Here is a 24,985-nt window from a genome sequence, read left to right as displayed (position 1 = left end):
GCTCCACCGGCGTGGTCCGGGCCGGGGCCGACACAGCAGCCGCGACGCCGTTCGGCCCCGGCGGAGGGACCACCGGTCCCCCCCGTTGGGGCCGAACGGCCCTGGCGTGCGCGATCTCCGCGCGTTCGAATGGCCCGGACGGCCCGGACACGTTCACGCGTGGCGGCGGAGACAGCGGCCGAACGACCCGACGACGATACGGATACCTGCCATGGCCGGCGACGACGTCCCGACACCCCTCGCGGGTGTGCACCGGAGTGTCGAGCTGGACCGTGCCGAGGCACTGCGGCTGTTGGGCACCGTGTCCCTGGGGCGGATCGTCTTCACCCGGAACGCGCTGCCGACGATCCGTCCGGTGAACCATGTCCTGGTCGACGGCGAGATCGTCATCCGCACCCACGGCGACGCCGCGCTGACCCGGTACACCCGCCGGACCGGTGGCGAGGGCGCCGTCGTCGCCTACGAGGCCGACGCCCTCGACCCCGACACCCACCTCGGGTGGAGCGTGGTGGTCACCGGGTACGCACGGCTGGTCACCGACCCACGCGAACTGGCCCGCTATCGGGCTCTGTTGCGCCCCTGGGAGACGCAGCGGATGGATCACGCGGTCCGTATCCGCCCCGATCTGGTCACCGGTCTCCGTCTCACCGACGAGGCCCCTGCGTCGTCCGGCTGAACCCCGTCGGTGCCCATGGCGCGGGATGCGACCGGGGTTCAGACGGGCCGGTGCAGGCCGTACAGGGGCCGTCCGGCGGCGGGTTCGCGTCCGGTGACCAGGTCCGGGTCGATCCGTATGAAGACCTCCTGCGACGCCGGGACCCAGGAGCGTGGTCCGGTGCGCAACAGCCGGGCGTGCTCGGTGGGGTCGGACACGACGGTGGCCGTACCGGTGACGACGACGCTCCAGCCGGAACGGGTGGCCGCGGCGACCTCGTCGGCCTCGAACGCGACGACCGCACCGTCGACCGCGGCCACCAGGTCCGAGAAGGCCGAGGTGCGCACCAGCACGGCGCCGTCCCGGTCCAGGGAGACGCCCGGGCGTGGGACCGTCGCGGCCGTCCCTCACACCACCGGTACGACCTCGTCGTGGGTCCGCTCGCCGAGCACCACCTTCAGCGCTCCGGTGTCGGCGGCCGGTCACCTGGCGGGGCCCGGACCCGGCGACAGAGCCGGAATGGCCCCGCAACTCCAGCTTGGACCGGGTCCGGCCGCATCGCCTGGGCCGCTCGGCCCCCTCCCCCGGACCCTGGCGTTCCTCGGACCCACCGGCCCGGCCGGTAGGGGCCCTTCGGCCCTTCCGCGCGGTGGCTCGGCGGGGTTTCATCGCACCATGTCAGAGAACCATCCAGGTTCCGCACCACCGCCCACGGTACGCACCGTCGGCGGGCACAGAGTCGTGACGCTGCGCGGCGAGATCGACCTCGCGGCGGCGATCCCGCTGTCGGCACTCCTCGACGCCCTCACCTCCGGTCCGCGGCCCGACCTGGTGCTCGACCTTCGACCGGTGTCCTTCATCGACTGCGCGGGCCTCGGCGTCCTGTGCCGGGCACTGAACAGGGTCCGGGCACGTGGCGGCCGACTCCAGCTGGTCACGGAAAGTGACCATTTTCGACGGGTGCTCCGCGGTGCCGGTCTGGGCGGGGTCTTCGAGGTGCGTCCGTGTCTGTCCGGAGCGCTGGACCGCGCGACGTCCGCCTCGGCCCCGTCCGCATCGGTGGGCTGAACGGCCCGCCCCCGGCCGGGAATTCGGTGGTGCTGCGAGAGGAAGGAGGAGCCGAGTCATGGGCTGTGGCGAACCGGTGGGGAGGACGAGGATTCACGGTGCCCGGTTGGCCCTGGTGCCCTCGTAGGCGCCTCGGCCGGGGCCCCGGTGCGCGGAGGGGGCCGGTGTACTCGACGGCACCGGCCCCTCCGGATCTCAGCTGTGCCAGGTCCAGTCGGCGATCTCGGGCAGGTCGGTGCCGTGTGCGCGGATCCAGGCGTGGTGGCGGGTGCGGGCGTCGGCCATGCGCTGGCGTACGGTGGCGGCGCGGACGGCGAGGCCGGGGACGCGGTCGATGACGTCCATGACCAGGCGGTAGCGGTCGAGGTCGTTGCGGACGACCATGTCGAACGGTGTCGTCGTGGTGCCGGACTCCTTGTAGCCGCGCACATGCAGGTTCTTGTGGCCGGTGCGGCGGTAGGCGAGGCGGTGGATCAGCCACGGGTAGCCGTGGTAGGCGAAGATCACCGGCTTGTCGGTGGTGAAGAGGCCGTCGTACTCGAAGTCGCTCATCCCGTGCGGGTGTTCCTCGTGGGGCAGCAGCCGGGTCATGTCGACGACGTTCACGACCCGGACGGCCAGGTCGGGCAGGTGGCGGCGGAGCAACTGGGCGGCGGCGAGCACCTCCTGGGTGGGCACGTCACCCGCGCAGGCGAGCACCACGTCCGGTTCGCCGCCGTTCTCCGTGCCGGCCCAGTCCCAGATGCCGGCGCCGCGCGCGCAGTGGGCGCGGGCCTGGTCCATGGAGAGCCAGTCGAAGCAGGGCTGCTTGCCGGCCACGACGACGTTGACGTGGTCGCGGCTGCGCAGGACGTGGTCGGCGACGCAGAGGAGGGTGTTGGTGTCCGGCGGCAGATAGACGCGGACGACCTGGGGGCTCTTGTTGAGGACGTGGTCGACGAAACCGGGGTCCTGATGCGAGAAGCCGTTGTGGTCCTGCCGCCAGACGTGCGAGGTGAGCAGGTAGTTGAGGGAGGCGATCGGGGCCCGCCAGGGCAGCTCCCGCGAGGTCTTCAGCCACTTGATGTGCTGGTTGACCATCGAGTCCACGATGTGCACGAACGCCTCGTAGCAGGAGAACAGCCCGTGCCGCCCGGTCAGCAGATATCCCTCCAGCCAGCCCTGGCACAGGTGCTCGGAGAGGATCTCCATCACCCGGCCGTGCCGGTCGAGGTGCTCGTCGACCGGCAGACGCTCGGCCTGCCAGGCCTTGCCGCTGGCCTCGAAGACGGCCTGGAGGCGGTTGGACGCCGTCTCGTCCGGTCCGACGACCCGGAAGTCCCGCCGCTGGCGGGTGTCGTTCATGATCTGCTCAAGGAGACCGCCCAGGACACGGGTCGGCTCGTGGATGGTCGTACCCGGTTTCTCGACCGGTACGGCGAAGTCGTCCAGGGAGCGGATGGGCAGGTCACGCACGAGGAGCCCGCCGTTGGCGTGCGGGGTGGCGCCCAGTCGCCCGGTACCGGAGGGCACGCAGGCGAGGACGTCGGCGACGGGGCGGCCGCCCCGGTCGAACAGTTCCTCGGGCCGGTACGACCGCAGCCACGCCTCCAGCTGCCGCAGGTGCTCGGGGTTCTCGCGGACGTGCGCCAGGGGCACCTGGTGGGCGCGCCAGGTGCCCTCGACGGGCTGGCCGTCGACCTCCGCGGGGCCCGTCCAGCCCTTCGGCGTACGCAGGACGATCATCGGCCAGTGCACCCGCTGCGTGGCACCGTCCTCACGGGCCGCCCGCTGCTGAAGGGCGATGAGGTCGAGGGCCTCGTCGAAGGCGCGGGCCATCGCCCGGTGGACGGCCGCCGGGTCGTCGCCGGTGACGTGGATGGGTACATGGCCGTAGCCGCGCAGGAGTTCGTCGAGTTCGGCCTCCGGCACGCGGGAGAGCACGGTCGGGTTGGCGATCTTGTAGCCGTTGAGGTGCAGGATCGGCAGGACGGCACCGTCGTGGACCGGGTCGAGGAACTTGTTCGAGTGCCAGGAGGCGGCCAGGGGGCCGGTCTCCGCCTCGCCGTCCCCGATCACACAGGCGACCAGCAGGCCGGGGTTGTCGAAGGCGGCCCCGTAGGCGTGGGCGAGCGAGTAGCCGAGTTCGCCGCCCTCGTGGATCGAACCGGGGACCTCCGGGGCGACGTGGCTGGGCACTCCCCCGGGGAAGGAGAACTGCCGGAACAGCCGCTCCATGCCCGCCGCGTCGCGCGGCACGTCCGGGTACGTCTCGCTGTAGCTGCCCTCCAGCCAGGCGTTGGCCAGCACGGACGGTCCGCCGTGGCCGGGCCCCCAGACGCACAGCGCGTCCAGCCCGCGCCGCCTGACCACCCGGTTCAGGTGGGTGTACACGAGGTTGAGGCCGGGTGAGGTGCCCCAGTGACCGAGCAGCCGGGGCTTGATGTGCTCGGGCGCCAGGGGCTCGGTCAGCAACGGATTCGCCATCAGGTAGATCTGCCCGGCGGTCAGGTAGTTGGCGGCCCGCCAGTGGGCGTCCAGGGTGCGCAGTTCGTCGTCGGTCAGTACGGTGACGTTCTGGTGTTCGACCTTGGTCATGGGTGACTCCGGAACTCATCGACGGGTCGTCGGGTGGTGGAGGCGGCATGGCTGGCAAGAGGGCGACGAAGGTGCCGCGCGCGGCGTACGAGGAAGAACTGCTGCGCCTGCAGACGGAGTTGGTGAAACTCCAGGAGTGGGTACGGACGGAGGGCGCCCGGCTCGTGGTGATCTTCGAGGGGCGGGACGCGGCGGGCAAGGGCGGCACGATCAAGCGGGTGGCCGAGCATCTCAACCCGCGTGTCGCCCGGATCGCCGCGCTGCCCAAGCCGACGGAGCGCGAGCGCACCCAGTGGTATTTCCAACGGTACGTGGAGCATCTGCCGGCCGCCGGGGAGATCGTGCTGTTCGACCGGTCCTGGTACAACCGGGCCGGGGTCGAGCATGTGATGGGCTTCTGTACGAAGGAGGAGTACCAGATCTTCCTTCGGCAGTGCCCGATCTTCGAGCGGATGCTGGTCGAGGACGGGATCCTGCTGCGCAAGTACTGGTTCTCGGTGAGCGACGGTGAGCAGCAGGAGCGGTTCCGCAAGCGGCTGGAGGACCCGCTGCGGCGTTGGAAGCTGTCGCCGATGGACCTGGAGTCGCTCGCCCGCTGGGAGGCGTACTCCCGGGCCAAGGACGAGATGCTCGTGCACACCGACGTCTCCGAGGCGCCCTGGTACGTCGTCGAGAGCGACGACAAGCGTCGGGCGCGGCTGAACATGATCGCCCATCTGCTGGGCTCCGTGCCGTACCACGAGGTCCCGCCGCCCGTCCTGGAGCTGCCGTCCCGACCGCCGTCGACCGGCTACGAGCGTCCGCCGCGTGATCTGCAGACCTACGTCCCCGATCACGCGGCGAGCCTCTGAGCGGCCGGTCACCACGGTCACCCGCTCTCGGGGACGATCACGACCGGGCAGGCCGAGTGGTGCAGCACGCCGTGCGCCACCCGGCCGAGCTGGAGCCCGAAGTGCCGCTCCCGGCGCCTGGCCCCCACGACCAGGAGGTCGGCGTCGTACGAGGCGTCGACCAGCACGTTCCGGGCGTACCCCTCGGCCGTACGGCGCCGTAGCCGCACATCGGCGGGGGCGTCCCGCAGCGCGGCCTCCAGGGCCTCGGCGGCCTGCCGCTCGTGCGGACCGGCGGGGTCCCCGGCCAACAGCGGATGGTCGGTGCTCTCGTGCGCGGGGCACCGCCAGGCGCGTACCGCCTCGACCTGCGCCCCGCGCCGGCGCGCCTCCTCGAAGGCGAAGCGCACCGCTGCCGGGTTCGTGACGGGCCTCCGCTCGGCCCCGTGGGCCGGGCCGGTCCCGCCGCCGACGCCGACGACGACGCGGCCGTGGGTCGCGGGCAGGGCCCGGTTGTCGTGGCTGCCGCGCACGACGACCATCGGGCAGTGCGCGTGCGCGGCCACCGTCAGGCTCACCGAGCCCAGCAGCGCCTCGGTGAGGGCGCTGCGGCCGCGGGTGCCCGTCACCAGCAGCGAGGCGTCGCGGCTCTCCCTCAGCAGCGTGTACTCGGGTTCCTCGGGCAGCACGTCGGTGGAGATCTTCACGTCGGCCCGGCGCCGCCGGGCGCGCCGGGCCGCGGTCTCCACGATGTCGCCGGCCCGCACGCGCTCGGACGACTCCTCCAGCTCCTCTGCGAGCCGGGCGCCCTCGTAGCGCTCCCACAGCGAGGCGTACACGACGCGCAGCGGCACCCCGCGCAGGGAGGCCTCGTCGGCCGCCCAGTCCACGGCCCGCAGACTCGGTTCGGAGCCGTCGACGCCGACGACGATCGGCTGGTCCTCCGTGATGGCCACCGCACTCACCGTCCCGCGTCGAGATCGAAGACGATCCTTGCCCTGACCTGGCCGCGCAGCACCTCGGCGATGCACTCGTTGACGGCCGTCAGCGGGCGGGTCTCGCAGATGACCCTGGTCCGGCCCGCCGCGTGCAGCTGGAACACCTCGGCGAGGTCCTGCCGGGTACCCACGATCGAACCGATCACGCTGGTGCCGTTCAGGACGGTGTCGAAGATCGGGACCTGGACGGTGCCGTGCGCGGGCAGGGCGACCATGACGAGCTTGCCGCGGCGTCTGAGGCCCGCGTGGACGGCTGCGAAGGCCGCGTCGTCCACCGCGAGCGCGAGGGCCGCGTGGGCTCCCCCGTGCCGCCTGAGCACCTCGCCGACGTTCTCCTTGCGGGCGTCGACGACGAGGTCGGCACCGAGCTCGGCGGCGAGTTCCAGCTTCTCGTCGGTGACGTCGATCGCCGCGACGGTGGCTCCGGCGATCTTGGCGTACTGCACGGCCAGGTGACCGAGCCCGCCGACTCCGGAGATCGCGACGAGCTGCGCGGGCCGCACGTCGGCGACCTTGAGCGCCTTGTACGTGGTCACGCCGGCGCAGGTCAGCGGAGCGGCGTCGATGGCGGTGACGCCGTCGGGCACCGGCTGCGCGAAGTCGGCCCAGGCCAGCATCTTCTCGGCGTAGCCGCCGTCGCAGCCGTAGCCGGTGTTGACCTGCTCCTCGCACAGCGTCTCCCAGCCGGACAGGCAGTGCTCGCACCGTCCGCAGGCGCGGCCCAGCCAGGGCACGGCGACCCGCTGCCCGACGGACAGGTGGGTGACCCCCTCACCGAGCCTCTCCACGAGGCCGACACCCTCGTGCCCCGGGACGAACGGCGGGTGCGGCCTGACGGGCCAGTCACCGTGGGCGGCGTGGATGTCGGTGTGGCACAGCCCGGACGCCTCGACACGGACACGGACCTGGCCGGGGCCAGGTTCGGGGTCGGGAAGCTCCTCGATGACCAGGGGCTCGCCGAAGGCTCGTACGACCGCTGCCTTCATGGTGACAACTCCTTCACGTGGCACGTCAGTTGTGGGGGACGACAGCGACGGGGGCGGTGCAGTGGTGCAGAACGGCGTGGGTGACGGGCCCGATGTGGGCGCCGAAGGGGTTGCGGCGGATCCGGCGGCCCACGACGACGAGCGAGGCCTCGCGGGAGGCGTCGACGAGGTGGTTGCCGGGGGTGCCGTAGTGGGACTCCTCGGTGACCTCGACGTGCGGGAACTTCTTGCGCCACGGCCGCACGACCTCGGTGAGGACGGTGTTCTCGCGCAGGGCGAGGGAGGCGTGGAGTTCCAGGTCGACGGCGAGGCCGTAGGCGTAGTACGGAGGGGGGTTCCAGCCGTGGACGACCCGAAGCGACGTGCCCCGGCGGGCGGCTGCCTCGAACGCGAAGGCGATCAGCTCCTCGTCCGGGCTCTCGATGTCGAGACCGAGGACGACGGGGCGGAACGGGGACCCGGCGGACGGTATGCCGGCGGGGTCCATCTCGTGCTCGTCCGCGGCCTGTTCACCGGCCCGGACCACGACCACGGGACGCTCGGCGTGTGCGATGACGGCGAGACCGACCGAGCCGACCAGGAAACCGCCGATCCCGCTGAGCCCGCGTGAGCCGAGAACCAGCAGCTCGGCGTCCTTCGCGGCGCTCACCAGCAGTTCGGAGGGGCGGCCGGACAGCTGCTCGGTGCTCACGCGGAGACCGGGGTGCCGCAGCCGGAGCCCTTCGGCCGACTCACGCGGAATCCGCTCGGTCCAGTGCCGCCGGGTCTCGGCGCCGAGGAGCGGTGCCTGGGCGAGGGGATCCGGCGCGGGCTCATAGACGTGCACCAGCTTCAGCGGCAGGTCGGACAGCCGCGCCTCGCGGGCGGCCCATTCGGCCGCCGCGCGGCTCTCACGTGAGCCGTCGAGACCGACGGTGACGGTACGGGTCATGATCTCTCTCCTATGTCCGCGCATCGGGAACCCGCTTCGATCCTTGTTCTCGGACAGCGCCCGTGGCAGGGGCCGCAGGTCCCTGCCACGGGCCGAACGGCCCTCTTTCCGGCACGGGCGCGGGCGGCGGTGGGCGGTGGCCGGGGCGGCGAGGACGACGGCTCGGGAGCCCCCGACGGCCACGAACCGCGGCGCCGCCCCGGCGGTCGGGGGGCGACAGCCACCGGATGCCGAAGATCGGTGGCCGAGGGGCCGAACAGCCCTGTCCGCAGGGGGCGGCGTCCTCCTCCGCCACCGGCGCGCGCCGGCTCAGGGGTGACCCCGGCCGGCCCCGAGGCCCCGACGCGCTGGTGACGGCGACCGCCGTCACCCCGCTCGCCGTCGGTGCCCCCGGCCGCTACACCCACCCTGGCAAGCCCTGAGCGAGATCCGGGACGACTGCAGTCCGGTGAGGCGCCGGCGGATGCGATGATCGCAGGCCCGGTGCGGTCCACCCAGCGCTCCAGACGCTCCAAAGGGGTGACGAGCGCGTGGACTCGCCACACTGCCCCGGGGGGCGCGGGGCGAGTCGGAAGGCTCCGTGCGCCCGGGCCGAGTGGCCCGGGCAGGGGACCGGATGGCCCATGGCCCGGCCCCGCGCGTCCGGCTCATGCTGGCCCTGGCAGTACCCCTACCCCCCGCCGGGAGGCACGCCATGATCGCCACGCCCACTCCCAGCATGCTGCGCGCCCTGCCCGCCGACCACCGGCAGCGGCTGATGCGCGTCGCCCGAGAGGTGTCCTTCCCCCAGGGAACGCGTCTGTTCGAGGAGGGTGGCCGGGCCGACCGGTTCTGGATCATCCGCACCGGCAGCATCGATCTCGACATGCGTGTTCCCGGCCGCCGTCCGGCCGTCATCGAGACCCTCCGGCACAACGAACTCATCGGCTGGTCCTGGCTCTTCTCCCCGCATGCCTGGCATCTGGGCGCCGAGACGACGACCCCCGTGCGGGCGTACGAGTTCGACGCCACGGCCGTCCGCCTCATGTGCCAGGAGGACCCCGCTCTGGGGCGGTCCGTCACCCAGTGGGTGGGAGACGTGCTCGCCCACCGCCTGCACTCCGCCCGGACACGACTGCTCGACCTGTACGCCCCCTACGGTGCCGGCGGCAGCCTCGTCTGAGCACAGCGGGATCCGAGACAGGAAGGGGCCACTCCCGTGAACGGCACCCCGCACACCGTCAGCGACGTCATGACGTACCCGGTCGCCGCCGTGGGACGCGAGGCGGGCTTCAAGGAGATCGTGCGGCTGCTGCAGGACCGGAGGGTCAGCGCCCTGCCCGTCCTCGACGGCGAGGGACGCGTCGTCGGTGTCGTCTCCGAAGCCGATCTGCTGCCCAAGGAGGAGTTCCGCGACAGCGACCCCGACCGGTACACCCAGCTGCGCCGTCTGTCGGATCTAGCGAAGGCCGGTGGCTCGACCGCGGCGGACCTGATGACCTCCCCGGCACTCACCACCCGACCGGACGCGACGTCGGCCCAGGCCGCCCGCATCATGGCGCACGCCAGGGTCAAACGGCTGCCGGTGGTGAACGAGCAGGGCATGCTGGAGGGCATCGTCAGCAGAGCCGACCTGCTGAAGGTGTTCCTGCGCGCCGACGACGAGATCGCCGAGGAGGTGCGGCGCGAGGTCGTGGCCCCCCTGTTCCCACCGCCCGGGTCGACGATCCGGGTCGAGGTCCACGACGGGGTCGCCAGGCTCGCCGGACGCGTCCGGGACACCTCCCTGATCCCCGTGGCCGCCCGCCTGGTCCGCGCCGTGGAAGGCGTGGTGGACGTGGACTTCGACCTGGAGGGGCGCGGCTCGTCCGAGGCGACGGCCACAGAGGGCTCCGTTCCGCCGCGCCCCTGACGGGCACGACGCGCCGCCGACGACACGGCCGATGGTCCACGGCACAGGGCCGCCCGGCCGTGAACCACGGCCCGGTGGGCCGGATGGCGGGGCGGGTAGGGCCGGATGGCCCTGGTACATCCGGCCCCCGCGAGCGATGATCGTCACCACGGACGGCTCACCGTCCGTCCGCCGTCGCGGGCCGCCGCCACGGACATCGGGGACAAGGGGCCGTCATGACCGGAACACGCACCTTCACGGAGCAGGATCCGATCCGTGTCTTCCTGCTGGACGACCACGAGGTCGTACGCCGCGGCATCATCGACCTGCTCGACGCCGAACCGGACATCTCCGTGGTCGGCGACGCGGACACCGTGGAGCACGCCCTGGCCCGTGGCCCGGCCCTGCGCCCCCACGTCGCCGTCCTCGACGTGCGTCTCCCGGACGGGGACGGCATCACGGTCTGCAGGGAGCTGCGCAACCGGATGCCGGAGCTGGCCTGTCTGATGCTGACCTCGTTCGACGACGAGGAGGCCCTCCTCGACGCCATCATGGCGGGCGCCTCGGGGTACGTACTGAAGCAGATCAGGGGCTCCGACCTGGTCTCGGCGGTGCGCACGGTCGCCGCCGGCCAGTCCATGCTGGACCCCGCGACCACGGCCCGTCTGATGCGCTCCCTGCGCGCCGACCCCGCCGAGACACCCGCGGTCGCCCCCGAGCTGGCGAGCCTGACCCCCCGCGAGCGCGACATCCTCGCCCTCATCGGCGACGGCCTGACCAACCGCGAGATCGGCAAGAAGCTCTACCTGTCGGAGAAGACCGTCAAGAACCACATCTCGCGCCTCCTGGCCAAACTCGGCGTCCAGCGCCGCGTCCAGGCCGCGGTCCTGGCCTCCCATCTGGAACGCCCGGACACCGGCGACGCCACGGGGTGAGGGGCGCGAGGCGGCTGTGAGGTCAGTCGAAGTCGAAGCTGGCCACGACGGGGGCGTGGTCGGACTCGGGGTACTTGATGTCGGTGGCGAAGGCGATGGAGTCGTCGTGGAGGATCTCGTTGTGGATCTCTGAGCCCCGGTAGTGGGCGAGGAGGTTGCGGGTGACGAGCATGTGGTCGATCATCTGGCCGCGACCGTGGTGGAAGAGGGTGTAGCGGGCCTCGCTGGGGATGGTGTGCTCGATGGGGACCAGGACGCGGGTGGCGAGGTCGCCGTTGTTGGTGTCCTCGACGTTGCCGCAGATGGCCAGGACCGGCACCTCCTCCGGCTCGGCGTTGAAGTCACCGGCGACGATGATGCGCGCGTCGGGGTCGTCGTCGAGGATCTGGTCGATGAGGCGCCTGACCTCCAGGGCCTGGCTCATTCGTTTCATCGACGACAGGAAACTGCCTTCGGCCCAGCTGTCGGCGCTGCTCCAGATGTCGTGCCGGGGGCCGATCAGCCGGCCGGGTATGTCGCTGGGGATCTTGGATTTGAGGTGCAGGTTGATGACGTGGAGCAGACGGCCGGGGGCCGCGTGGTCGATGTCGATCTGCGCGTGCAGGATGGGCCGTTCGATTCCGATCGCGACCGGCGCGGCGTCGGGCGGGTCGGCGGTGAGCCGCTGGTAGCGGGGCTCGTTGACCAGGTCGTTCTTGAGCTGCTGGCGCTTGATGACCGGCATGTGGGTGGCGATGACCAGGTTGCGCAGGTCGAAGACCGCGTCGTTCGCGGGCTTGGTGCTGGTCAGGGACGCGCCGTCGAGGTTGGTGCCCGCAAGCAGTTCCTTCAGCGCGAGCAGGTCGCGCGGCTGTCCGGGGCGTTCCTGACCGTGGACTTCCTGGAAGCAGGCGATGTCCGCCCTCAGCCTCGTGATCTGCGGCTTCATCAGGGCGATGCGTTCCTTCAGCAACGGCCGCGGGACCTCCGGGGTGGGCTCGTCGAAGTTCTCCAGGTTGAACGTGGCTATCCGTATCGGTGTCACAGGTTCCTCCTTGGTTCACCGTGGGCGGGATACGTGAAAGCCGGTCACGTCGCCGCGTGGGGCGAGGGCGGGACCCGCTTGCCGTTCCGCCGGGCAGCGGTGGGGCAACGGTGGGACTGGGCGCGTATCGGGATGCTCATGGATGGGCGGGGCCGAAGTCGGGGGGCGTGGTGAAGGCGATCTCGCTGATGTGCCGGGCCACGTCGCGGGGTAGGGCGTCGACGCTCAGCGCCTCGTGTCGAGGGACGCCCTGATCCTCCGGGCGAGCGAAGGTCGCGTCGAACAGGAAGGGCGGTCCGGTGAGCGCGAAGGAAATACCGACCGCGTCCCCCACCTCGAAGCCGCGTGAGGTGAACCATTGCCTGACGGTCCGCACCACGTCCGGGGAGGGGACGAGCCGGTGGACGCGGTCGGCGGTGAGCCGGTCCATGACCGGCCCTTCCCCTGACGGGCGGAGGACGACCAGCGCTGACAGGAGTCGCCGGCGGTCGTCGGGCAGGGGCACGGCTGACGGTGCTACAGCTGACGGGCGGCGGTGACGGCCGCGTGGGCGTCGACCAGTCCCGTTCCGGTCGCCAGGTCGGGGCCGGGGACAGCGAAGTGCCCCATACCGTCCTGGACGGAGCAACGGCCCGCTGCCACGTCTCGGGCTGTTCGGCGCAGGACGTCTCGGACCTGGGCCGGATTCAGCTGGGGGGCGGCCTCCTTCACCAGAGCGCAGACACCGGCGAGCTGGGGAGCGGCGGCGGAGGTGCCGCTGATGGCCGCCCAGCCGTCGTCGGCCAGGGTCTCGTCGCCGTCGGGGTGGTTGTTCCCGGCCAGGCCGCGGTCGATGTCGTCGTTCGGCTGGACCGGAAGCATGATGTAGGCCGCCTTGGGCCGCATGCCGACCAGACCGCACAGATCGGGGACGTTGCGGCCGGGGAAGATCTCGCTGGGGAATCCGCTGGAGTAGTCCGACGCGCGCAGGGCCCCGTCGGGGGACATGAAGACCCCGCCCGCGGAGATGACGTCGGGGTGCTGGCCCGGGAAGCCGAAATGGCCGTTGCCCGCGGAGAACACCACGATGATGCCGCCGGCGACGGCCACGGCGATCGCTGCGGCCAGCGCCTGGTCCGCCGCGCTGAACTCACTGGGACGCCGCGTGCTCGACCCCCAGCTGTTACTGATGACCTGCGGGTTCAGCGTGACGGCTCTGTTGAACGCCCCGATGGTGTTGAAGAAGCTCATCTTGACCATCGTGAAGTCCACGTCGGGCGCGACGGCGAAGATGTTCGCGGATTCGGCGGTCCCGTGCCCGCTCTCGTCGTCGGTCGGCGCGGTGGCACCCGGCCCCAGCTCCACGGGTCGCACCCGGTAGCCGCGCGCCGAGAAGAACGGGTGCCGGAAGTGGCCCGAGTCGGTCATGACGACTTTGATGTTCTTGCCGGTGACGCCGGCGCGGTGCACCTTGTCGGCGTTGCAGCCGAGCGAGACGTCGCCCGGGACGTCCAGGTGCCAGTAATCCGTGGTCGGCGCCATCGCGGTGGCGAAGAAGTAGCGGGGCTCCTCCAGGGCGACGCCCTCCAGGACGTTCGAGAAGTCGGTGTCGGCCGTGTCGATGAGACCGGGCATCTCGGTCTGCGGGCATTCCACGAACGTGGCGAGATCCTCCCTCTGGTGCTCCTTGAGCACCGGCCGCTCCTGGGACTCCAGCGAGCAGCGGAAGGCACGCTCGTAGAGGTCGGGAGGACCGGAGATGTTGAGCGTCGCCTCCCGCGCGAGTTCGCCGGCGCCGCCTCGGCCACGCTCGGCGTCGCGGAACACCGTGAACCCGGCGTCACGCAGTTGCTGCGCTGCCTGCTCCACCACGCGGGGCTCGGACTGGACCGCCTGGGCCGTTCGCGCGGTGACGGCACCGGTCTCGAAGAGCGAGGTGCCTCCGATCGAACGGGGTGAGGCCTGTGCGTAGACGATGCTGGGCAGGCCGTTGTCGAGCTTCGGCATCTTCGGCTTGCTGAGGAACCTCTGGCTGCCGTTCGGGTAGGGCGCGTTCATCTCTGCCACCTCGTTCCGCCTGGGTATCCATGCCGCACAGCGGCCGGCGTGGGAGGCTCTGCGTCCTGCTGTTCGATGTCGCCCGCCGCGCGCCGCGGGTTGGAATTACCCGCAATACACAAATATCGCACGAAAGGTCTCCCCCCACCCGTTCAGCCGATGGAGGGACGGAAGGAGCCTGCTGACCCGTCAAAACGACAACGGTTGAATCGCGAAAGGTCAAGCGCGCCCGACACGTTGGAGGAGCGGCGGGTCCGTGAGCGGGAAGCGCCGCACCGGGTCGCGTCCAGGATCTGGGGCACGCCCGGCGGCAAGCCGGTCGCGGAGGTCGGCGAGGTCCCCGGCATCATCCGGCATGCCGTGCCTGGGAGTTGGCCGCGCCGTCGTGGCCGACCGGAGCCCCGAGGCCGCAGACCCCCCGTAGAAGGCCAAAGTCGGCCCGCACTAATGGGACTTGGTGCCCGGAATGGGAGGGGATGCCGGCGCCTACCCGCCCGAGCGGAGGGCGGGCAGGGGACGGGAGGTCGCCGTGAGGGCGCCGGCATCCCGGCCGGGTCGGGTCGGGTCAGCTCGTCACGCGGAAGGTGGCGTCGCTGCGCCCCGTGGCGGTGGTGATCGGGTCGAGCCTGAGTTGGTACGCGTAGTGGCGGATGTACCGGTCGGGATAGTTGTATGACTGGAACGACGACCATGTCGCGTCGGCGAGCCCGGCGACCTGGCGGAAGGTGGCGTCCGCGGCGAACCCGCTCGTGCCGTCGTAGTAGGCCAGCTGGAAGTCGAATCCCGAATGCCGCAGGAAGTGACCGGGGAAGTTCACCGACTCGAAGGAGACGGTACCGGTGCCCGCCAGGCCTGTTCGCATCCGGAACTGGGAGTCGTCGACGGGGCTGACGGTCGGGTCGATGCGCACGTCGAAGTTGGTGTGACGCACGTACCGGTCCTGGAAGTTGTACGACTGGAGACGGTTGATCGCGGTGTTGGGCCAGCGTGCCAGCACGCGACTCTCCTCGGCGGCCGTCAGGTTCAGGATCCAGCCGTGGCGCTTCTTCGTGCCGCCCATGTTGTAGCTGCTCGACGTCTGCTTCTGGTACGCGGCGGGGTTGGAGGGGTCGGTCGTCAGGACCGGCATGTAGCCGCCGCTGGTGGCGTACTGGTCGAGGTAGAGGCCCCACTTGTTGGTGCCGTTGAACTTCATCCACATCGGGCCCTCCACCATGGACCCGGTGAGGCCGATGCCGGAGAGGTTGCCGAGGTTGGTCCAGGTCCCCAGGATCGAGTTGCTGCCTTCGAGGGTGATCTGGCCGTCGCCGGAGGCTCGCACGTAGCGGTAGTCGCCGACACCCGAGGGCACCTCGATGATCTGGGTGTCGATGATCTCCTGGGTGCCGGGACGCTCGATGTAGGTCTGCGGGGTGGTGATGGTACGGAAGTCCGTGGTGCGGGCGTAGTAGATGCGGTGCTTCGTCACGCCGTTGAGGGGCACGTTGGTCGCCCAGTACAGGACGTAGTCGTCGGTCTCGGGGTTCCAGATCGCCTCCGGTGCCCACGCGTTGCGTCCGTCGGGGATGGCTCCGGCGACGTTGAGCAGCCACGGCTGGGACCAGGTGACCAGGTCGCTCGACTCCCACACCACGAGGTTACGGCTGCCGTTGTTGATGGACTGGCTCCACGTCTGCCCGCAGTCGATGCACAGGTCGGTCGCGATGATCCAGTACTTGCTGCCGTCGGGGGATCTCACCAGCGCGGGGTCGCGCACCCCCTTCGTGCCGACCGGGGAGCGCAGGACCATGCCCCCGCCGTTGAGGTCGTTCCAGTGCACCCCGTCCGTACTGTGCGAGAGGTACATCTGCTGCTTGGCCGACCCCTCCCCCGTGAAGTGCACCATCAGGTAACCCGGGTCGGCGGCGGCGGCCCGTTCGGGTGCGGTCAGGGCTTGGGAGGTGAAGAGTAGACAGGCGGCGACCAATATCGCCGCCAGCCGGCTGATGAGCCTGGCCATGCGCGTCTCCTGTCGTGCTACGGGTGCCATGATCGGGTGCCGGTTTCTCAGCGCCTCAGCGTGTCGGCGGCCGCCGGAGGCGGAGCCGACACGGGGGCGGGGTGAGGGCGGGTGAGGCCGGCCGGGCCGACTCAGGAGCCACGAGAGTGGACCAGTGACAGGTGGGATGCACCGGCTGTCTCCTTTGACGGCCTAGCGTTCGAAATTTCGATCACTGTACGTAACTTCGACAGAAGATAAGTTTCGGGTAAGGGCACGTCAATGGGACCGACTGATCTGCGCTGCGAAATTTCTGTGCGCGCAAGCGAACCACGGCGACTGCGGAGCCCGCGGTCCCCTGGCGAGGGGTGGCGTGGGTCAGGTCAGTCCTCGCCGGAGAGGCGCCAGATCCGGTTCTTGGCTGGACAGCGGCGCCGTCGGCCGTGGAGACGTTCGCGACGCCCAGGCACTTGCCGCTGAACTGGTTGACGACGGCGTAGGTGTCGGTCGTGCCGGTCTCTGCTGGTACCGGGGCGCCGATGCGCACGCTCGCCGACGCGAAGGAGACCTGGTCGAGATGGGGCGCGGAGCTGGACCGCATGGGCTGCCGAAAGTCCCCTTTACAGACGAGGAGTTGGGGGATCCGATCCAACAACTTGGCTGGGAGGCAGGAGTCGCGGCCACCCTGCCCGCGTCACCGCGGAGGTCGCCCCCCGAGGCGCCCGTCATGCCGAACGGCTCGACGCGCTGAACCAAGGGCTCCGGCCGCGCGGAAGTCAACAGATCGTCCACGCCTTCCGGGGCATCGCCGTCAGCCGCCTCCCTGGCACCCTGACGACAACGGCGGACTGTCGAACCCTCTGGCCACCCGCACTACACATCCAATGTCTGACTCATCCGTCCGTCACGACCAGCCGCTCACCGGGCCAGCAATTCAGCCTTTTGTGTCGCGGGACTAGACACAGGCAACATTCATATCCCTTAATCCATCCCATGTAGCAGCAGCGTGGACCGATGGTCCGAGCCCCCTGCGGGCCCCGGGCGTCTTCGTCGAGCCGTGCCGCCGCCTCGCCCACGATCGACGAATCAGGCGGAGTTCCGACGATCGAACAGGACGAACCACTGTGCCGGATGAGTCCCACGCGCTTGAGTTTCCCGTCGGCATGGCGGCCGGAACAGAGGTCGCCAGGACGGTGGTCGCCGTCCACGGCTTCGCCGTGATGCCGTCGGCCAGCCGTACGGCGCCCTGTCGGCCGCGCGCAAGCACGCGACCCGTCCGCCGTGCATCCGAGCGGAAGGGTCAACGCAGCTTCGGCTCCTCGTACACCACGATCATGAGCGACACGGCGGACAACCTGTTCGAAGCCCCGCAGGTGTACAAGGTCCAGGGCCAGAACCAGTACCTCATGATCGTCGAGGCACGGGGTGCCAATGGGCGCTACTTCCGCTCGTTCACCTCCTCCAGCCTGAGCGGTTCCTGGACCCCGCAGGCCGCCACCGAGAGCAGGCCCTTCGCGGGCAAGGCCAACAGCGGGGCCACCTGGACCAACGACATCAGCCACGGCGACCTGGTCCGCAACAACCCCGACCAGACCATGACCGTCGGCCCCTGCAACCTGCAGTTCCTCTACCAGGGCAGAGGCACCATGCCGCCGAACACCCCCTACGAGAAGTGGCCCTACCGGCCCGGCGTGCTCACCCTGCAGCGCTGATCCTCCCGCTCGCGATCACCAGTTCATGACCGTGCTCCCATGACCGTGCTCTCAGGCCCGCAGAACGGCTTCCGCCTCGCGGGCCGGGAAGGACCCCCCTCCATGGTTCCCCTGCACAAACGAATACTGCGTCTCATCGCGGCCACCGCCCTGACGCTCACCGCCTGCGTCACCGCCTCCGTCGGCACGCCCGCCCAGGCCGCGCCGGGCAGCCCCGCGCTCACCCCGCCGCTGGGCTGGAACAGCTGGAACAGCTTCGGATGCGGGATCACCGAGGCTCAGGTCCGCCAGGCCGCCGACGCGATGGTGTCCTCGGGGATGAAGGACGCGGGTTACCAGTACGTCGTCGTCGACGACTGCTGGTTCAACCCACAGCGTGACAGCGCGGGCAACCTCCGGGCCAACCCGACCACCTTCCCCAGCGGCATGAAGGCGCTCGGCGACTACATCCACGGCAAGGGCCTGAAGTTCGGCATCTACCAGGCACCCAACGAGCGCACGTGCGCCCAGGGCGTGGGCACCTATCCCGGCTCCACCGGCAGCAAGGGCCACGAGGCCCAGGACGCCGCCACGTTCGCCTCGTGGGGCGTGGACTACCTCAAGTACGACTGGTGCTCCGGCAGCGGCACCCTCAACGAACAGATCGCCCAGTTCACCATCATGCGCGACGCCCTGCGCGCCACCGGCCGCCCGATCATCTACAGCATCAACCCCAACAGCTTCCACTCCCCCACCGGCGCCACCTACGACTGGGGCCAGGTGGCCGACCTGTGGCGGACGACCGAGGACCTGCTCGACATCTGGCAGAACGGCAACACCAACAGCTACCCCATGGGCGTGGGCAACGTCCTGGACATCACCGCACCGCTGGCCGCGCAGTCGGGTCCGGGCAACTGGAACGACCCCGACATGCTGGTCGTCGGCCGTCCCGGTCTGTCGCTGACCGAGTCCCGCTCCCACTTCGCCCTGTGGGCGCTGCTCTCGGCCCCCCTCATCGCGGGCAACGACATCCGCACCATGTCCAGTGACGTGAGCGCGATCCTGCGCAACCCCCGTCTGCTCGCGGTGAACCAGGATCCGCTGGGCGCGGGCGGACGCAGGGTGCGCGACGACGGAGACACCGAGGTGTTCGCCAAGCCCCTGTCCGACGGCTCGGTCGCGGTGGGTCTGTTCAACCGGCGGAACAGCACCGCGACCCTCACCTCCACGGCCGCGCAACTCGGCCTCACCGGCGGATCGTTCACCCTCACCGACCTGTGGACCGGTGCTACGTCGAACACCTCGGGCCAGATCTCCGTGAGCGTTCCGGCGCATGGTGTGGCCGTGTTCAAGATGACCGGCGGCAGCCCCGTGGCCTCCACCACCGCACGCCTGCGCGGTACCGGCTCCGGCCGCTGCCTGGACGTGGACCGCGCCTCCACCGCGGCCGGGTCGACGGCGCTGATCTGGGACTGCCACACCGCCGCCAACCAGCTCTGGACCACCTGGGCCGGAGGCGAGATCCGCGTCTACGGCGACAAGTGCCTGGACGCCTACAACCAGGGCACCACCAACGGCACACGCGTCATCATCTGGTCCTGCAACGGCCAGAACAACCAGAAGTGGACGACGCAGGCCGACGGGTCGATCCGCAACGTCCACGCCGGACTGTGCCTGGACGCCCAGCAGGGGGGAACCGCCAACGGAACCCCGGCCGTCCTGTGGACCTGTAACGGCCAGAACAACCAGAAGTGGACCACTCTCCGGTAGCCCGCGCCTCCCGCCACGCAGGCAAGCGCCCGACCGGAGGAGGGCGGTCCCACGACAGCGTGCCACGCTACGGGGACCGCCCTCCTCCCCGTCACGGCCGGCCTCGTTCAGTCGATCGGCTGCCGAAGCTCGGCCCGGCTCCGGACGGTTCGCTCGGCGAGGCCCGCCAGGTCCACCTCACCGGCGTCCTTGGAGGAGACCGCGGGGTCGATCTCGCCGACGAGCGCGCCGGGTGTTGCCGTCGCTCCGGGCGCACATCGACATGATGACCCGCATGTTCAGGTCCTCCTTGGCGACCGCCTGACAGATGACGCCGACGTCCGCGCCGGAGAGACGGAAGTCCTGCGGGGCGTTGGAGAGTTCTGCTCCGGTTCGTACTCACCGTCGAGCAGGGCCTGGGGAAGGGAAGGCGGCGGCGGGAGGTACGGCTGGGACGGCAGAGGTTGCCGGCGGCGAGGGCGTGGACACGGCCTGAAGCTACGGCACCCACGGCTCCCTCAGGGCGCGGTCGTCAGTCGACCGCGATCGCCGCTCCCCGCCGAGGCTCGATCCCGAGTACGCCGAGTCCGGCCGACCCGATGCACAGCCGCATCATCACGATACATCCCATGACCAGCGAGTCAGCCGAGCACCTCCACCTCATCCCATATCACGCCTTATGATACACAACCTCCCCTTTAGACCGGACGTGACGGCAAGATTCCTCGCTCCGGCTCTGGACATGGTCAGCGAACTCATCCTTAAATCCATCCCATGTCCGCTCCTCGCCCTGCCGCGACTCCGAACAGGCACCGCCCGAACAAGCGGCGTCGGCGAGAAGCCGGCGCGACTGCCCGAGGAGGCCGTCGCCGACTCCCCTAGCGCTCTCCCACGTCACGCGAGGCAGGGTCGAGGCTCCCCATCGCCTCCCTTGCCGCCTGTCCCCGTCACGCGCCGAACCGCGCGGCAGCGGGACCGTCACCACGTACGTACGTGCCGGCTAGCCACCCAAACATCCGCACCCGCACCCCACACCGCCCGACAGACCAAGGAATCCGCGTCATGGAACACCCCCACCCCCTGGACCGCAGACACTTCCTCACCGGCGCCGCACTGACCGCCGGAGCAGCCGCGCTCCCCGGCGGGCTCCTCTCCGGTACGGCCGCGGCGGCCGTACCGTCACAGATCACCGTCCCCGACCGCGGCATCTACGACACCTCCCCCGCCTCCTCCTGGGCCGACGGCTTCCTCACCGGCAACGGGGAGTACGGCGCCATCCTCCACGGGGCCGCCGCGCTGGAGAAGGTGGTCTTCAACTACCACCGCCTGGTGCTCCCGAACGGCACCCGCACCGTGAAGCCTCCCGTTCTCTCCGGCCGACTGGAGGGCGTACGGGACAAGGCGCTGGCCGGAAACTACGCCGGTGCCAACAGCGACTTCGCCTCCGGATGGTCGCTGCGCTGGACGCAGACCTACCATCCCGCGTACGAACTGCGTATCGCCACGCCGGGCATGACGACCGTCGGCGACTACGGCCGGGTCAACGACTTCCGTACCGGCGAGGTCAGTTCCAGCTGGACCGACCAGTACGGCACCTGGACCCGCCGGGCCTTCGTCTCCCGCGCCGACAACGTGATCGTCCACGAGCTGACGCCCGCGCCCGGCCGTACCGTCGACACCACGCTCAGCGTCCACACCGCGCTCGACGGGCTGCCCGGCAGTCTGAGCTTCACCACCCGCGCCACCACGAGCAGCGGCTCCGGCTATCTGAACCTGCGCGGCACCTATCCCGCCGGACAGGGCGCCTTCGGCTACGAGGGCGTCACCCGCGTCGTCGCCACGGGATCGGGCTCCTCCGTCAGTGCCAGTGGTTCCACCATCGTGGTGGCCAAGGCGACCAAGGTGATCCTGCTGACCAAGCTGGACCGCTACGAGTCCTCCACCGCCTGGAACTCCGAGCCGTTGCACGCCGAGCTGGCCGGGCTGGGCACCGACTACACGGCACTGCGGTCCGCGCACTCCGCCGTCCACACCGAGTTGTACGACCGCTCCCGCCTCGACCTGAACGTCTCCGACGCCGACCGCAAGCTCTCCGTCAGCGAGCTGATAGCCCGCCAGAACGCCAACCGGAGCGTCATCGACACCGCCCTTCTGGAGCGCCTCTACGACTCGGGCCGCTATCTCTTCATCAGTTCCAGCGGCGTACTCCCGCCCCGGCTCACGGGCATCTGGACGGGGTCCTGGAACGGTGCCTGGGCCGACGACTTCACCACCGACGCCAACATCAACCTCCAGGTCGCCGGCAGCAACATCCTGGATCTCACCGACGTCATGGAGGGCTACTTCGACCTGATCCTCGACCAGCTCGACGACTGGCGGACCAACGCCACCCACCTCTACGGCGCGCGTGGCTTCCTCGCCCCCTCCCGGACCGACGGCGAGTACGGCCACATGCTCCACTTCGACAACAACGGCTTCCCGGGTCAGTGCTGGACCGGCGGCGCGGACTGGCTGCTCTACCCGTTGCTGGAGTACTACGAGGTCACCGGGGACAGCGACTTCTATCGCACCAAGCTGGCCCCCGCCCTGATGGAACTGGCCCTGTTCTACGAGGACTTCCTCACCCGTACGGACTCCGACGGCAAGGCGGTTTTCGTGCCGTCCTTCTCCATGGAGAACTCCCCCGGCAACACCGGTGTGTGTCTGTCGGTCAACGCCACCGGCGACATCATGGCCGGCAAACACGCCCTGCAGGCCGCCGTCGACGCGGCCGACACCCTGGACGTGGAGCAAGGCAGCGGTCAGGGAGTGGCACGCTGGACGGCGCTGCTGCGGAAGATCCCCGACTACCGCGTCAACGGCGACGGCGCGCTCGCCGAGTGGTCCTGGCCCACGCTGAGCGACCGCTACAACCACCGGCACATCCAGCACCTGTACGGCGCCTGGCCACTGCACGAGATCAATCCCGAGGATGAACCGAAGCTCGTTCCCCCGGCCCTCAAGGCCCTGGAGAAGCGCGGCGACCAGAACATCTCAGCCCATGGCAGCCTGCACCGCGCCCTGGCCGGCGCGCGGCTGAAGGACGGCGCGAAGGTCTACGACAACCTCAAGAAGATCATCGGCAACAACATGCTCTTCAAGTCGCTCATGACCTCCCACAATCCCAACCTCGACATCTACAACGCCGACGCGGCCAACGCCTTCCCGGGCGTACTCGCCGAGGCCCTGCTCTACACCCGCCCCGGCGTCCTGGAGATCCTTCCCGCTCTGCCCGACCAACTCGCCAAGGGCTCACTCACCGGTGTAAGGGCCCGCGGCCGGATCCGTGTCCACACCTTCAGCTGGGACCTGTCCGCCCGCACCGCCACCCTCTCCGTCACGTCCGCCGTCGACCAGACCATCAGCCTCATCAGCCGCCGCGGCATGACATCGGTGGCCACCTCCGCGACCGTGGCCTCCTCCCCGCTCGGCGCCCACGCCCGCGAGGTGACCCTCGTCGCCGGACGCCGCACCGACATCACCGTCTCCCTGCTGACCGGCTGGTTCAAGCTGGTCAACCGGCGCAGCGGCAAGGTCCTCGACGTCAGCGGCGCCGGCACCACCAACGGAGCGAAGGTCATCCAGTGGGGCTGGTCCGGCGCCGTCAACCAGCAGTGGCGCTTCCTCCCCAACCCCGACGGTTCCTTCCGCATCGCCGCCCGCCACAGCGGACGGCTCCTGGACAGCCCCGGCGACTCCAGCCCGGGCACCCAGCTCGACCAGTGGCAGGACACGGCCAGCGACAACCAGTGGTGGAAGCTCGTCGCCGCGGGCGACGGCCACTACCGCCTCGTCAACGTCCGCAACCCCGTCTGGTGCGTGGACGCCGACGGCGGGCCGACGGCCGACGGCGCCCGAGTCGTCCAGTGGCCCGTCGGCTCCGGCACGAACCAGGAATGGCAGATCGAAGGGGTGTGACGGCACGTGCGCCGCTCACCGAGCAGTGGCGCGCCTCGCCGTCCGGCGAGGTGACATCGTCGGCCGCTCGGTGTGCGGGTGAAGGAGCGGGGTGTGCGGGAAGGTCGTGGCCACCGGGCGGCCACTTTCACACAACCGTTCGTACACCTCGTGCGTCACACCCCCGTAAGCCATCACGTCATTTCCTGCTTCGACCATGGGAGTTCACCGTGCGCGCACGCACCCTGGCCGCCACCGCCGCCGTCGCGGCCCTCACCGCCACCGGCCTGACCCTGCCGCTCGCCGGGAGCGCCGCGGCCGCGACGACGGCGCGGTTCGACTTCAACGGTGACGGATACGCGGACATCGCGGTCGGCATGCCCGACGCCACGGTGAACGGCAAGGCCAAGGCCGGCTACGTCAGCGTGATCTACGGTGGCGCGCAGAGCCCGTACCAGTCCACCGGTGTCATCAGCCAGGCCGAGACCGGCATACCCGGCACGCCCGAGGCGGGTGACCGTTTCGGCTCCTCCGTGGCGCCCGTCGACGTGAACGGCGACGGCGTCTTCGAACTCGTCGTCGGCGCGAGCGGCGAGTCGCTCACCTCCGACCAGCTCAAGGACGAGGGCACCATCACCGTCCTGGACGGCTCGGAGTGGCACATCAAGGGCACCACCGTGGCCCGGGGCACGTCCGAGTACAGCAGCATCGGCCGCACCATCGCCACGGGTGACTACGACGGCGACGGCGACACCGACCTCGCGTACGGCGAGAACGGCGAGGAGCACGGCGCGCTCCGGTTCCGCCCGGGCCCGCTCACCGCCGATCCGGTGACCACCACCACGGTGCGCAGGTACAGCATGGGCGGCAGCACCCGCGCCCTGGCCACCGGCGACTTCGACGGCGACGGCCGGGACGATCTCGCCGCCACCTGGAAGGGCTTGGAGGACTCCAGCACCTTCGTCACCCGCTGGGACGACCAGGGCAAGCCCGCCCAGTGGTGGGCCGACGCCGACCGCGGCAGCACGCTGGCCGCCGCCGACTTCGACCAGGACGGCACCGACGACCTCGCGGTCGGCCTCGTACAGCCCAATCCCGAGACGGAGACGACGCATTGCGAGGACCGGCTCGGCGGTGCGGTGCTCCTGCTCAAGGGCTCGAAGACCACGTCGTTCGGCACCGAGAACGAATGCATCACCCAGTCGAGCCAGGAGGTCGGCGGAAACGCCGAGGAGGGCGACGACTTCGGCGCCGCGCTGGCGGCCGGTGACCTGAACGCCGACAGCCGCCCCGAACTCGTAGTCGGCGTGCCCGGTGAGGACGTGGGCACCTTGAAGGACGCGGGCGGATACGTCGTCATGAACAACACGGGTCAGGGCCTCCACGGCGGTCTGGCCCGCAGCCAGAGCACCCCGAACATGCCCGGCGCGGCCGAGGCCGGCGACCGCTTCGGTGCCCAGGTGGCCGTCGGCGACTACAACCGCGACGGCCTGTGGGACACCGCGGTCAGCGCGCCCGGGGAGAACGACGGTGAGCCCAGGTCGGGTGGCGTCTGGTTCGTACCGAGCAGCACCGAGGAGACATACCCGCCCGGCAAGTCTCTGACCCCCTTCGGCTTCGCACTGCCCTACGGCGCCATCAAGTACGGCGAGGTGCTGGGGCTCTAGCCGGTCTCGAACGGCCCCTCCCCAGGCGGCGGTCCCGCGGCCTGGGGGGGCCG

19 protein-coding genes and 2 pseudogenes are annotated in these 24,985 nt (G+C 70.4%); 11 read left to right on the top strand and 10 right to left on the bottom strand.

Annotation, left to right across the window (positions count from 1 at the left end):
* Positions 1–211 precede the first annotated feature (211 nt).
* Positions 212–676: a pyridoxamine 5'-phosphate oxidase family protein gene (locus tag STRBO_RS0122015; RefSeq protein ID WP_020114773.1), complete on the top strand. Its 465-nt coding sequence runs from the start codon at positions 212–214 to the stop codon at positions 674–676.
* Between the two features lie 38 nt (positions 677–714).
* Here the strand turns inward: STRBO_RS0122015 and STRBO_RS0122010 are convergent.
* Positions 715–1,026 (bottom strand): annotated as a pseudogene (locus STRBO_RS0122010) (pyridoxamine 5'-phosphate oxidase family protein); the annotation flags it as partial.
* Positions 1,027–1,330: 304 nt separating this feature from the next.
* On the opposite strand from STRBO_RS0122010, the gene STRBO_RS0122005 reads away from it, so the two are divergent.
* The gene (locus STRBO_RS0122005; RefSeq protein WP_078531344.1) at positions 1,331–1,723 is read left to right on the top strand and encodes an STAS domain-containing protein; all 393 of its coding nucleotides are present in this window, start codon (positions 1,331–1,333) and stop codon (positions 1,721–1,723) included.
* Between the two features lie 195 nt (positions 1,724–1,918).
* Here the strand turns inward: STRBO_RS0122005 and STRBO_RS0122000 are convergent, their stop codons facing one another.
* The gene (locus STRBO_RS0122000; protein WP_005473713.1) at positions 1,919–4,300 is read right to left on the bottom strand and encodes a phosphoketolase family protein; all 2,382 of its coding nucleotides are present in this window, start codon (positions 4,298–4,300) and stop codon (positions 1,919–1,921) included.
* Positions 4,301–4,347: 47 nt separating this feature from the next.
* Between STRBO_RS0122000 and ppk2 the strand changes: the two genes are divergently transcribed.
* Positions 4,348–5,151: a polyphosphate kinase 2 gene (gene ppk2 / locus STRBO_RS0121995; protein WP_020114772.1), complete on the top strand. Its 804-nt coding sequence runs from the start codon at positions 4,348–4,350 to the stop codon at positions 5,149–5,151.
* Positions 5,152–5,168: 17 nt separating this feature from the next.
* Here ppk2 and STRBO_RS0121990 read toward each other — a convergent pair whose 3' ends face one another.
* The 3 genes from STRBO_RS0121990 to STRBO_RS0121980 are packed head-to-tail and all read right to left on the bottom strand — an operon-like array spanning position 5,169 to position 8,045.
* Entirely contained in the window at positions 5,169–6,086 is a 918-nt protein-coding gene (locus tag STRBO_RS0121990) for a universal stress protein (protein WP_005473717.1), read from the bottom strand.
* Between the two features lie 5 nt (positions 6,087–6,091).
* Positions 6,092–7,114, bottom strand: a complete 1,023-nt coding sequence (locus STRBO_RS0121985; RefSeq protein WP_020114771.1) for a zinc-dependent alcohol dehydrogenase — start codon at positions 7,112–7,114, stop codon at positions 6,092–6,094.
* 25 nt (positions 7,115–7,139) lie between these two features.
* Positions 7,140–8,045, bottom strand: coding sequence for a universal stress protein (locus STRBO_RS0121980; RefSeq protein WP_020114770.1), 906 nt, complete (start codon positions 8,043–8,045; stop codon positions 7,140–7,142).
* A 227-nt stretch (positions 8,046–8,272) separates the two neighbouring features.
* Between STRBO_RS0121980 and STRBO_RS41840 the strand changes: the two genes are divergently transcribed.
* The 4 genes from STRBO_RS41840 to STRBO_RS0121960 all read left to right on the top strand — a co-directional run bounded on the left by STRBO_RS41840 (position 8,273) and on the right by STRBO_RS0121960 (position 10,850).
* A complete protein-coding gene (locus STRBO_RS41840; RefSeq protein ID WP_005473720.1) occupies positions 8,273–8,467 on the top strand; it encodes a hypothetical protein in 195 nt (64 codons plus the stop codon).
* A 272-nt stretch (positions 8,468–8,739) separates the two neighbouring features.
* Positions 8,740–9,207, top strand: a complete 468-nt coding sequence (locus STRBO_RS0121970; RefSeq protein WP_005473721.1) for a cyclic nucleotide-binding domain-containing protein — start codon at positions 8,740–8,742, stop codon at positions 9,205–9,207.
* Between the two features lie 36 nt (positions 9,208–9,243).
* Positions 9,244–9,936, top strand: coding sequence for a CBS domain-containing protein (locus tag STRBO_RS0121965; RefSeq protein ID WP_005473722.1), 693 nt, complete (start codon positions 9,244–9,246; stop codon positions 9,934–9,936).
* A gap of 215 nt (positions 9,937–10,151) precedes the next feature.
* Positions 10,152–10,850, top strand: a complete 699-nt coding sequence (locus STRBO_RS0121960; RefSeq protein WP_005473724.1) for a response regulator — start codon at positions 10,152–10,154, stop codon at positions 10,848–10,850.
* A gap of 22 nt (positions 10,851–10,872) precedes the next feature.
* Here STRBO_RS0121960 and STRBO_RS0121955 read toward each other — a convergent pair whose 3' ends face one another.
* From STRBO_RS0121955 to STRBO_RS45970, 5 genes are all read right to left on the bottom strand, one after another.
* Positions 10,873–11,874, bottom strand: coding sequence for an endonuclease/exonuclease/phosphatase family protein (locus STRBO_RS0121955; RefSeq protein WP_005473725.1), 1,002 nt, complete (start codon positions 11,872–11,874; stop codon positions 10,873–10,875).
* A 136-nt stretch (positions 11,875–12,010) separates the two neighbouring features.
* On the bottom strand, positions 12,011–12,304 hold the full coding sequence (locus STRBO_RS40335; protein ID WP_020114769.1) for a hypothetical protein: 294 nt from the start codon (positions 12,302–12,304) through the stop codon (positions 12,011–12,013).
* Positions 12,305–12,390: 86 nt separating this feature from the next.
* Entirely contained in the window at positions 12,391–13,911 is a 1,521-nt protein-coding gene (locus STRBO_RS0121945) for a S8 family serine peptidase (RefSeq protein WP_005473729.1), read from the bottom strand.
* 565 nt (positions 13,912–14,476) lie between these two features.
* Positions 14,477–15,910 (bottom strand): glycoside hydrolase family 43 protein, encoded by a 1,434-nt coding sequence (locus tag STRBO_RS0121940; RefSeq protein WP_020114768.1) that lies wholly within the window; start codon positions 15,908–15,910, stop codon positions 14,477–14,479.
* A gap of 211 nt (positions 15,911–16,121) precedes the next feature.
* The gene (locus STRBO_RS45970) at positions 16,122–16,490 is read right to left on the bottom strand and encodes an RICIN domain-containing protein (RefSeq protein WP_106438143.1); all 369 of its coding nucleotides are present in this window, start codon (positions 16,488–16,490) and stop codon (positions 16,122–16,124) included.
* Between the two features lie 706 nt (positions 16,491–17,196).
* Between STRBO_RS45970 and STRBO_RS0121935 the strand changes: the two are divergent.
* The 4 genes and pseudogenes from STRBO_RS0121935 to STRBO_RS0121915 all read left to right on the top strand — a co-directional run.
* Positions 17,197–17,601, top strand: a pseudogene (locus STRBO_RS0121935) (non-reducing end alpha-L-arabinofuranosidase family hydrolase); the annotation flags it as partial.
* A gap of 102 nt (positions 17,602–17,703) precedes the next feature.
* The gene (locus tag STRBO_RS0121930) at positions 17,704–19,350 is read left to right on the top strand and encodes a glycoside hydrolase family 27 protein (RefSeq protein ID WP_005473737.1); all 1,647 of its coding nucleotides are present in this window, start codon (positions 17,704–17,706) and stop codon (positions 19,348–19,350) included.
* 1,041 nt (positions 19,351–20,391) lie between these two features.
* Entirely contained in the window at positions 20,392–23,286 is a 2,895-nt protein-coding gene (locus STRBO_RS0121920) for a glycosyl hydrolase family 95 catalytic domain-containing protein (RefSeq protein ID WP_005473747.1), read from the top strand.
* A 209-nt stretch (positions 23,287–23,495) separates the two neighbouring features.
* Positions 23,496–24,932 (top strand): FG-GAP and VCBS repeat-containing protein, encoded by a 1,437-nt coding sequence (locus tag STRBO_RS0121915; protein ID WP_005473751.1) that lies wholly within the window; start codon positions 23,496–23,498, stop codon positions 24,930–24,932.
* The last annotated feature ends 53 nt before the right edge of the window (positions 24,933–24,985 follow it).

Source organism: Streptomyces bottropensis ATCC 25435, from assembly GCF_000383595.1.
GTDB lineage: Bacteria > Actinomycetota > Actinomycetes > Streptomycetales > Streptomycetaceae > Streptomyces > Streptomyces bottropensis.
The sequence above is the reverse complement of the archived record's forward strand: the minus strand, read 5'-3'. Positions and strand labels throughout refer to the sequence as shown.

Excerpts from the sequence above, each read along its gene's own strand:
- STRBO_RS0121970 (WP_005473721.1), top strand. The coding sequence starts at position 8,740 with ATGATCGCCACGCCCACTCCCAGCATGCTGCGCGCCCTGCCCGCCGAC.
- STRBO_RS0122005 (WP_078531344.1), top strand. The coding sequence starts at position 1,331 with ATGTCAGAGAACCATCCAGGTTCCGCACCACCGCCCACGGTACGCACC.
- STRBO_RS0121930 (WP_005473737.1), top strand. The coding sequence starts at position 17,704 with ATGGTTCCCCTGCACAAACGAATACTGCGTCTCATCGCGGCCACCGCC.
- STRBO_RS0121920 (WP_005473747.1), top strand. The coding sequence starts at position 20,392 with ATGGAACACCCCCACCCCCTGGACCGCAGACACTTCCTCACCGGCGCC.
- STRBO_RS0121985 (WP_020114771.1), bottom strand. The coding sequence starts at position 7,114 with ATGAAGGCAGCGGTCGTACGAGCCTTCGGCGAGCCCCTGGTCATCGAG.
- STRBO_RS0121980 (WP_020114770.1), bottom strand. The coding sequence starts at position 8,045 with ATGACCCGTACCGTCACCGTCGGTCTCGACGGCTCACGTGAGAGCCGC.
- STRBO_RS45970 (WP_106438143.1), bottom strand. The coding sequence starts at position 16,490 with ATGCGGTCCAGCTCCGCGCCCCATCTCGACCAGGTCTCCTTCGCGTCG.
- STRBO_RS41840 (WP_005473720.1), top strand. The coding sequence starts at position 8,273 with ATGCCGAAGATCGGTGGCCGAGGGGCCGAACAGCCCTGTCCGCAGGGG.
- STRBO_RS40335 (WP_020114769.1), bottom strand. The coding sequence starts at position 12,304 with ATGGACCGGCTCACCGCCGACCGCGTCCACCGGCTCGTCCCCTCCCCG.
- STRBO_RS0122015 (WP_020114773.1), top strand. The coding sequence starts at position 212 with ATGGCCGGCGACGACGTCCCGACACCCCTCGCGGGTGTGCACCGGAGT.
- STRBO_RS0121945 (WP_005473729.1), bottom strand. The coding sequence starts at position 13,911 with ATGAACGCGCCCTACCCGAACGGCAGCCAGAGGTTCCTCAGCAAGCCG.
- STRBO_RS0121940 (WP_020114768.1), bottom strand. The coding sequence starts at position 15,910 with ATGGCCAGGCTCATCAGCCGGCTGGCGGCGATATTGGTCGCCGCCTGT.
- STRBO_RS0121960 (WP_005473724.1), top strand. The coding sequence starts at position 10,152 with ATGACCGGAACACGCACCTTCACGGAGCAGGATCCGATCCGTGTCTTC.
- STRBO_RS0122000 (WP_005473713.1), bottom strand. The coding sequence starts at position 4,300 with ATGACCAAGGTCGAACACCAGAACGTCACCGTACTGACCGACGACGAA.
- ppk2 (WP_020114772.1), top strand. The coding sequence starts at position 4,348 with ATGGCTGGCAAGAGGGCGACGAAGGTGCCGCGCGCGGCGTACGAGGAA.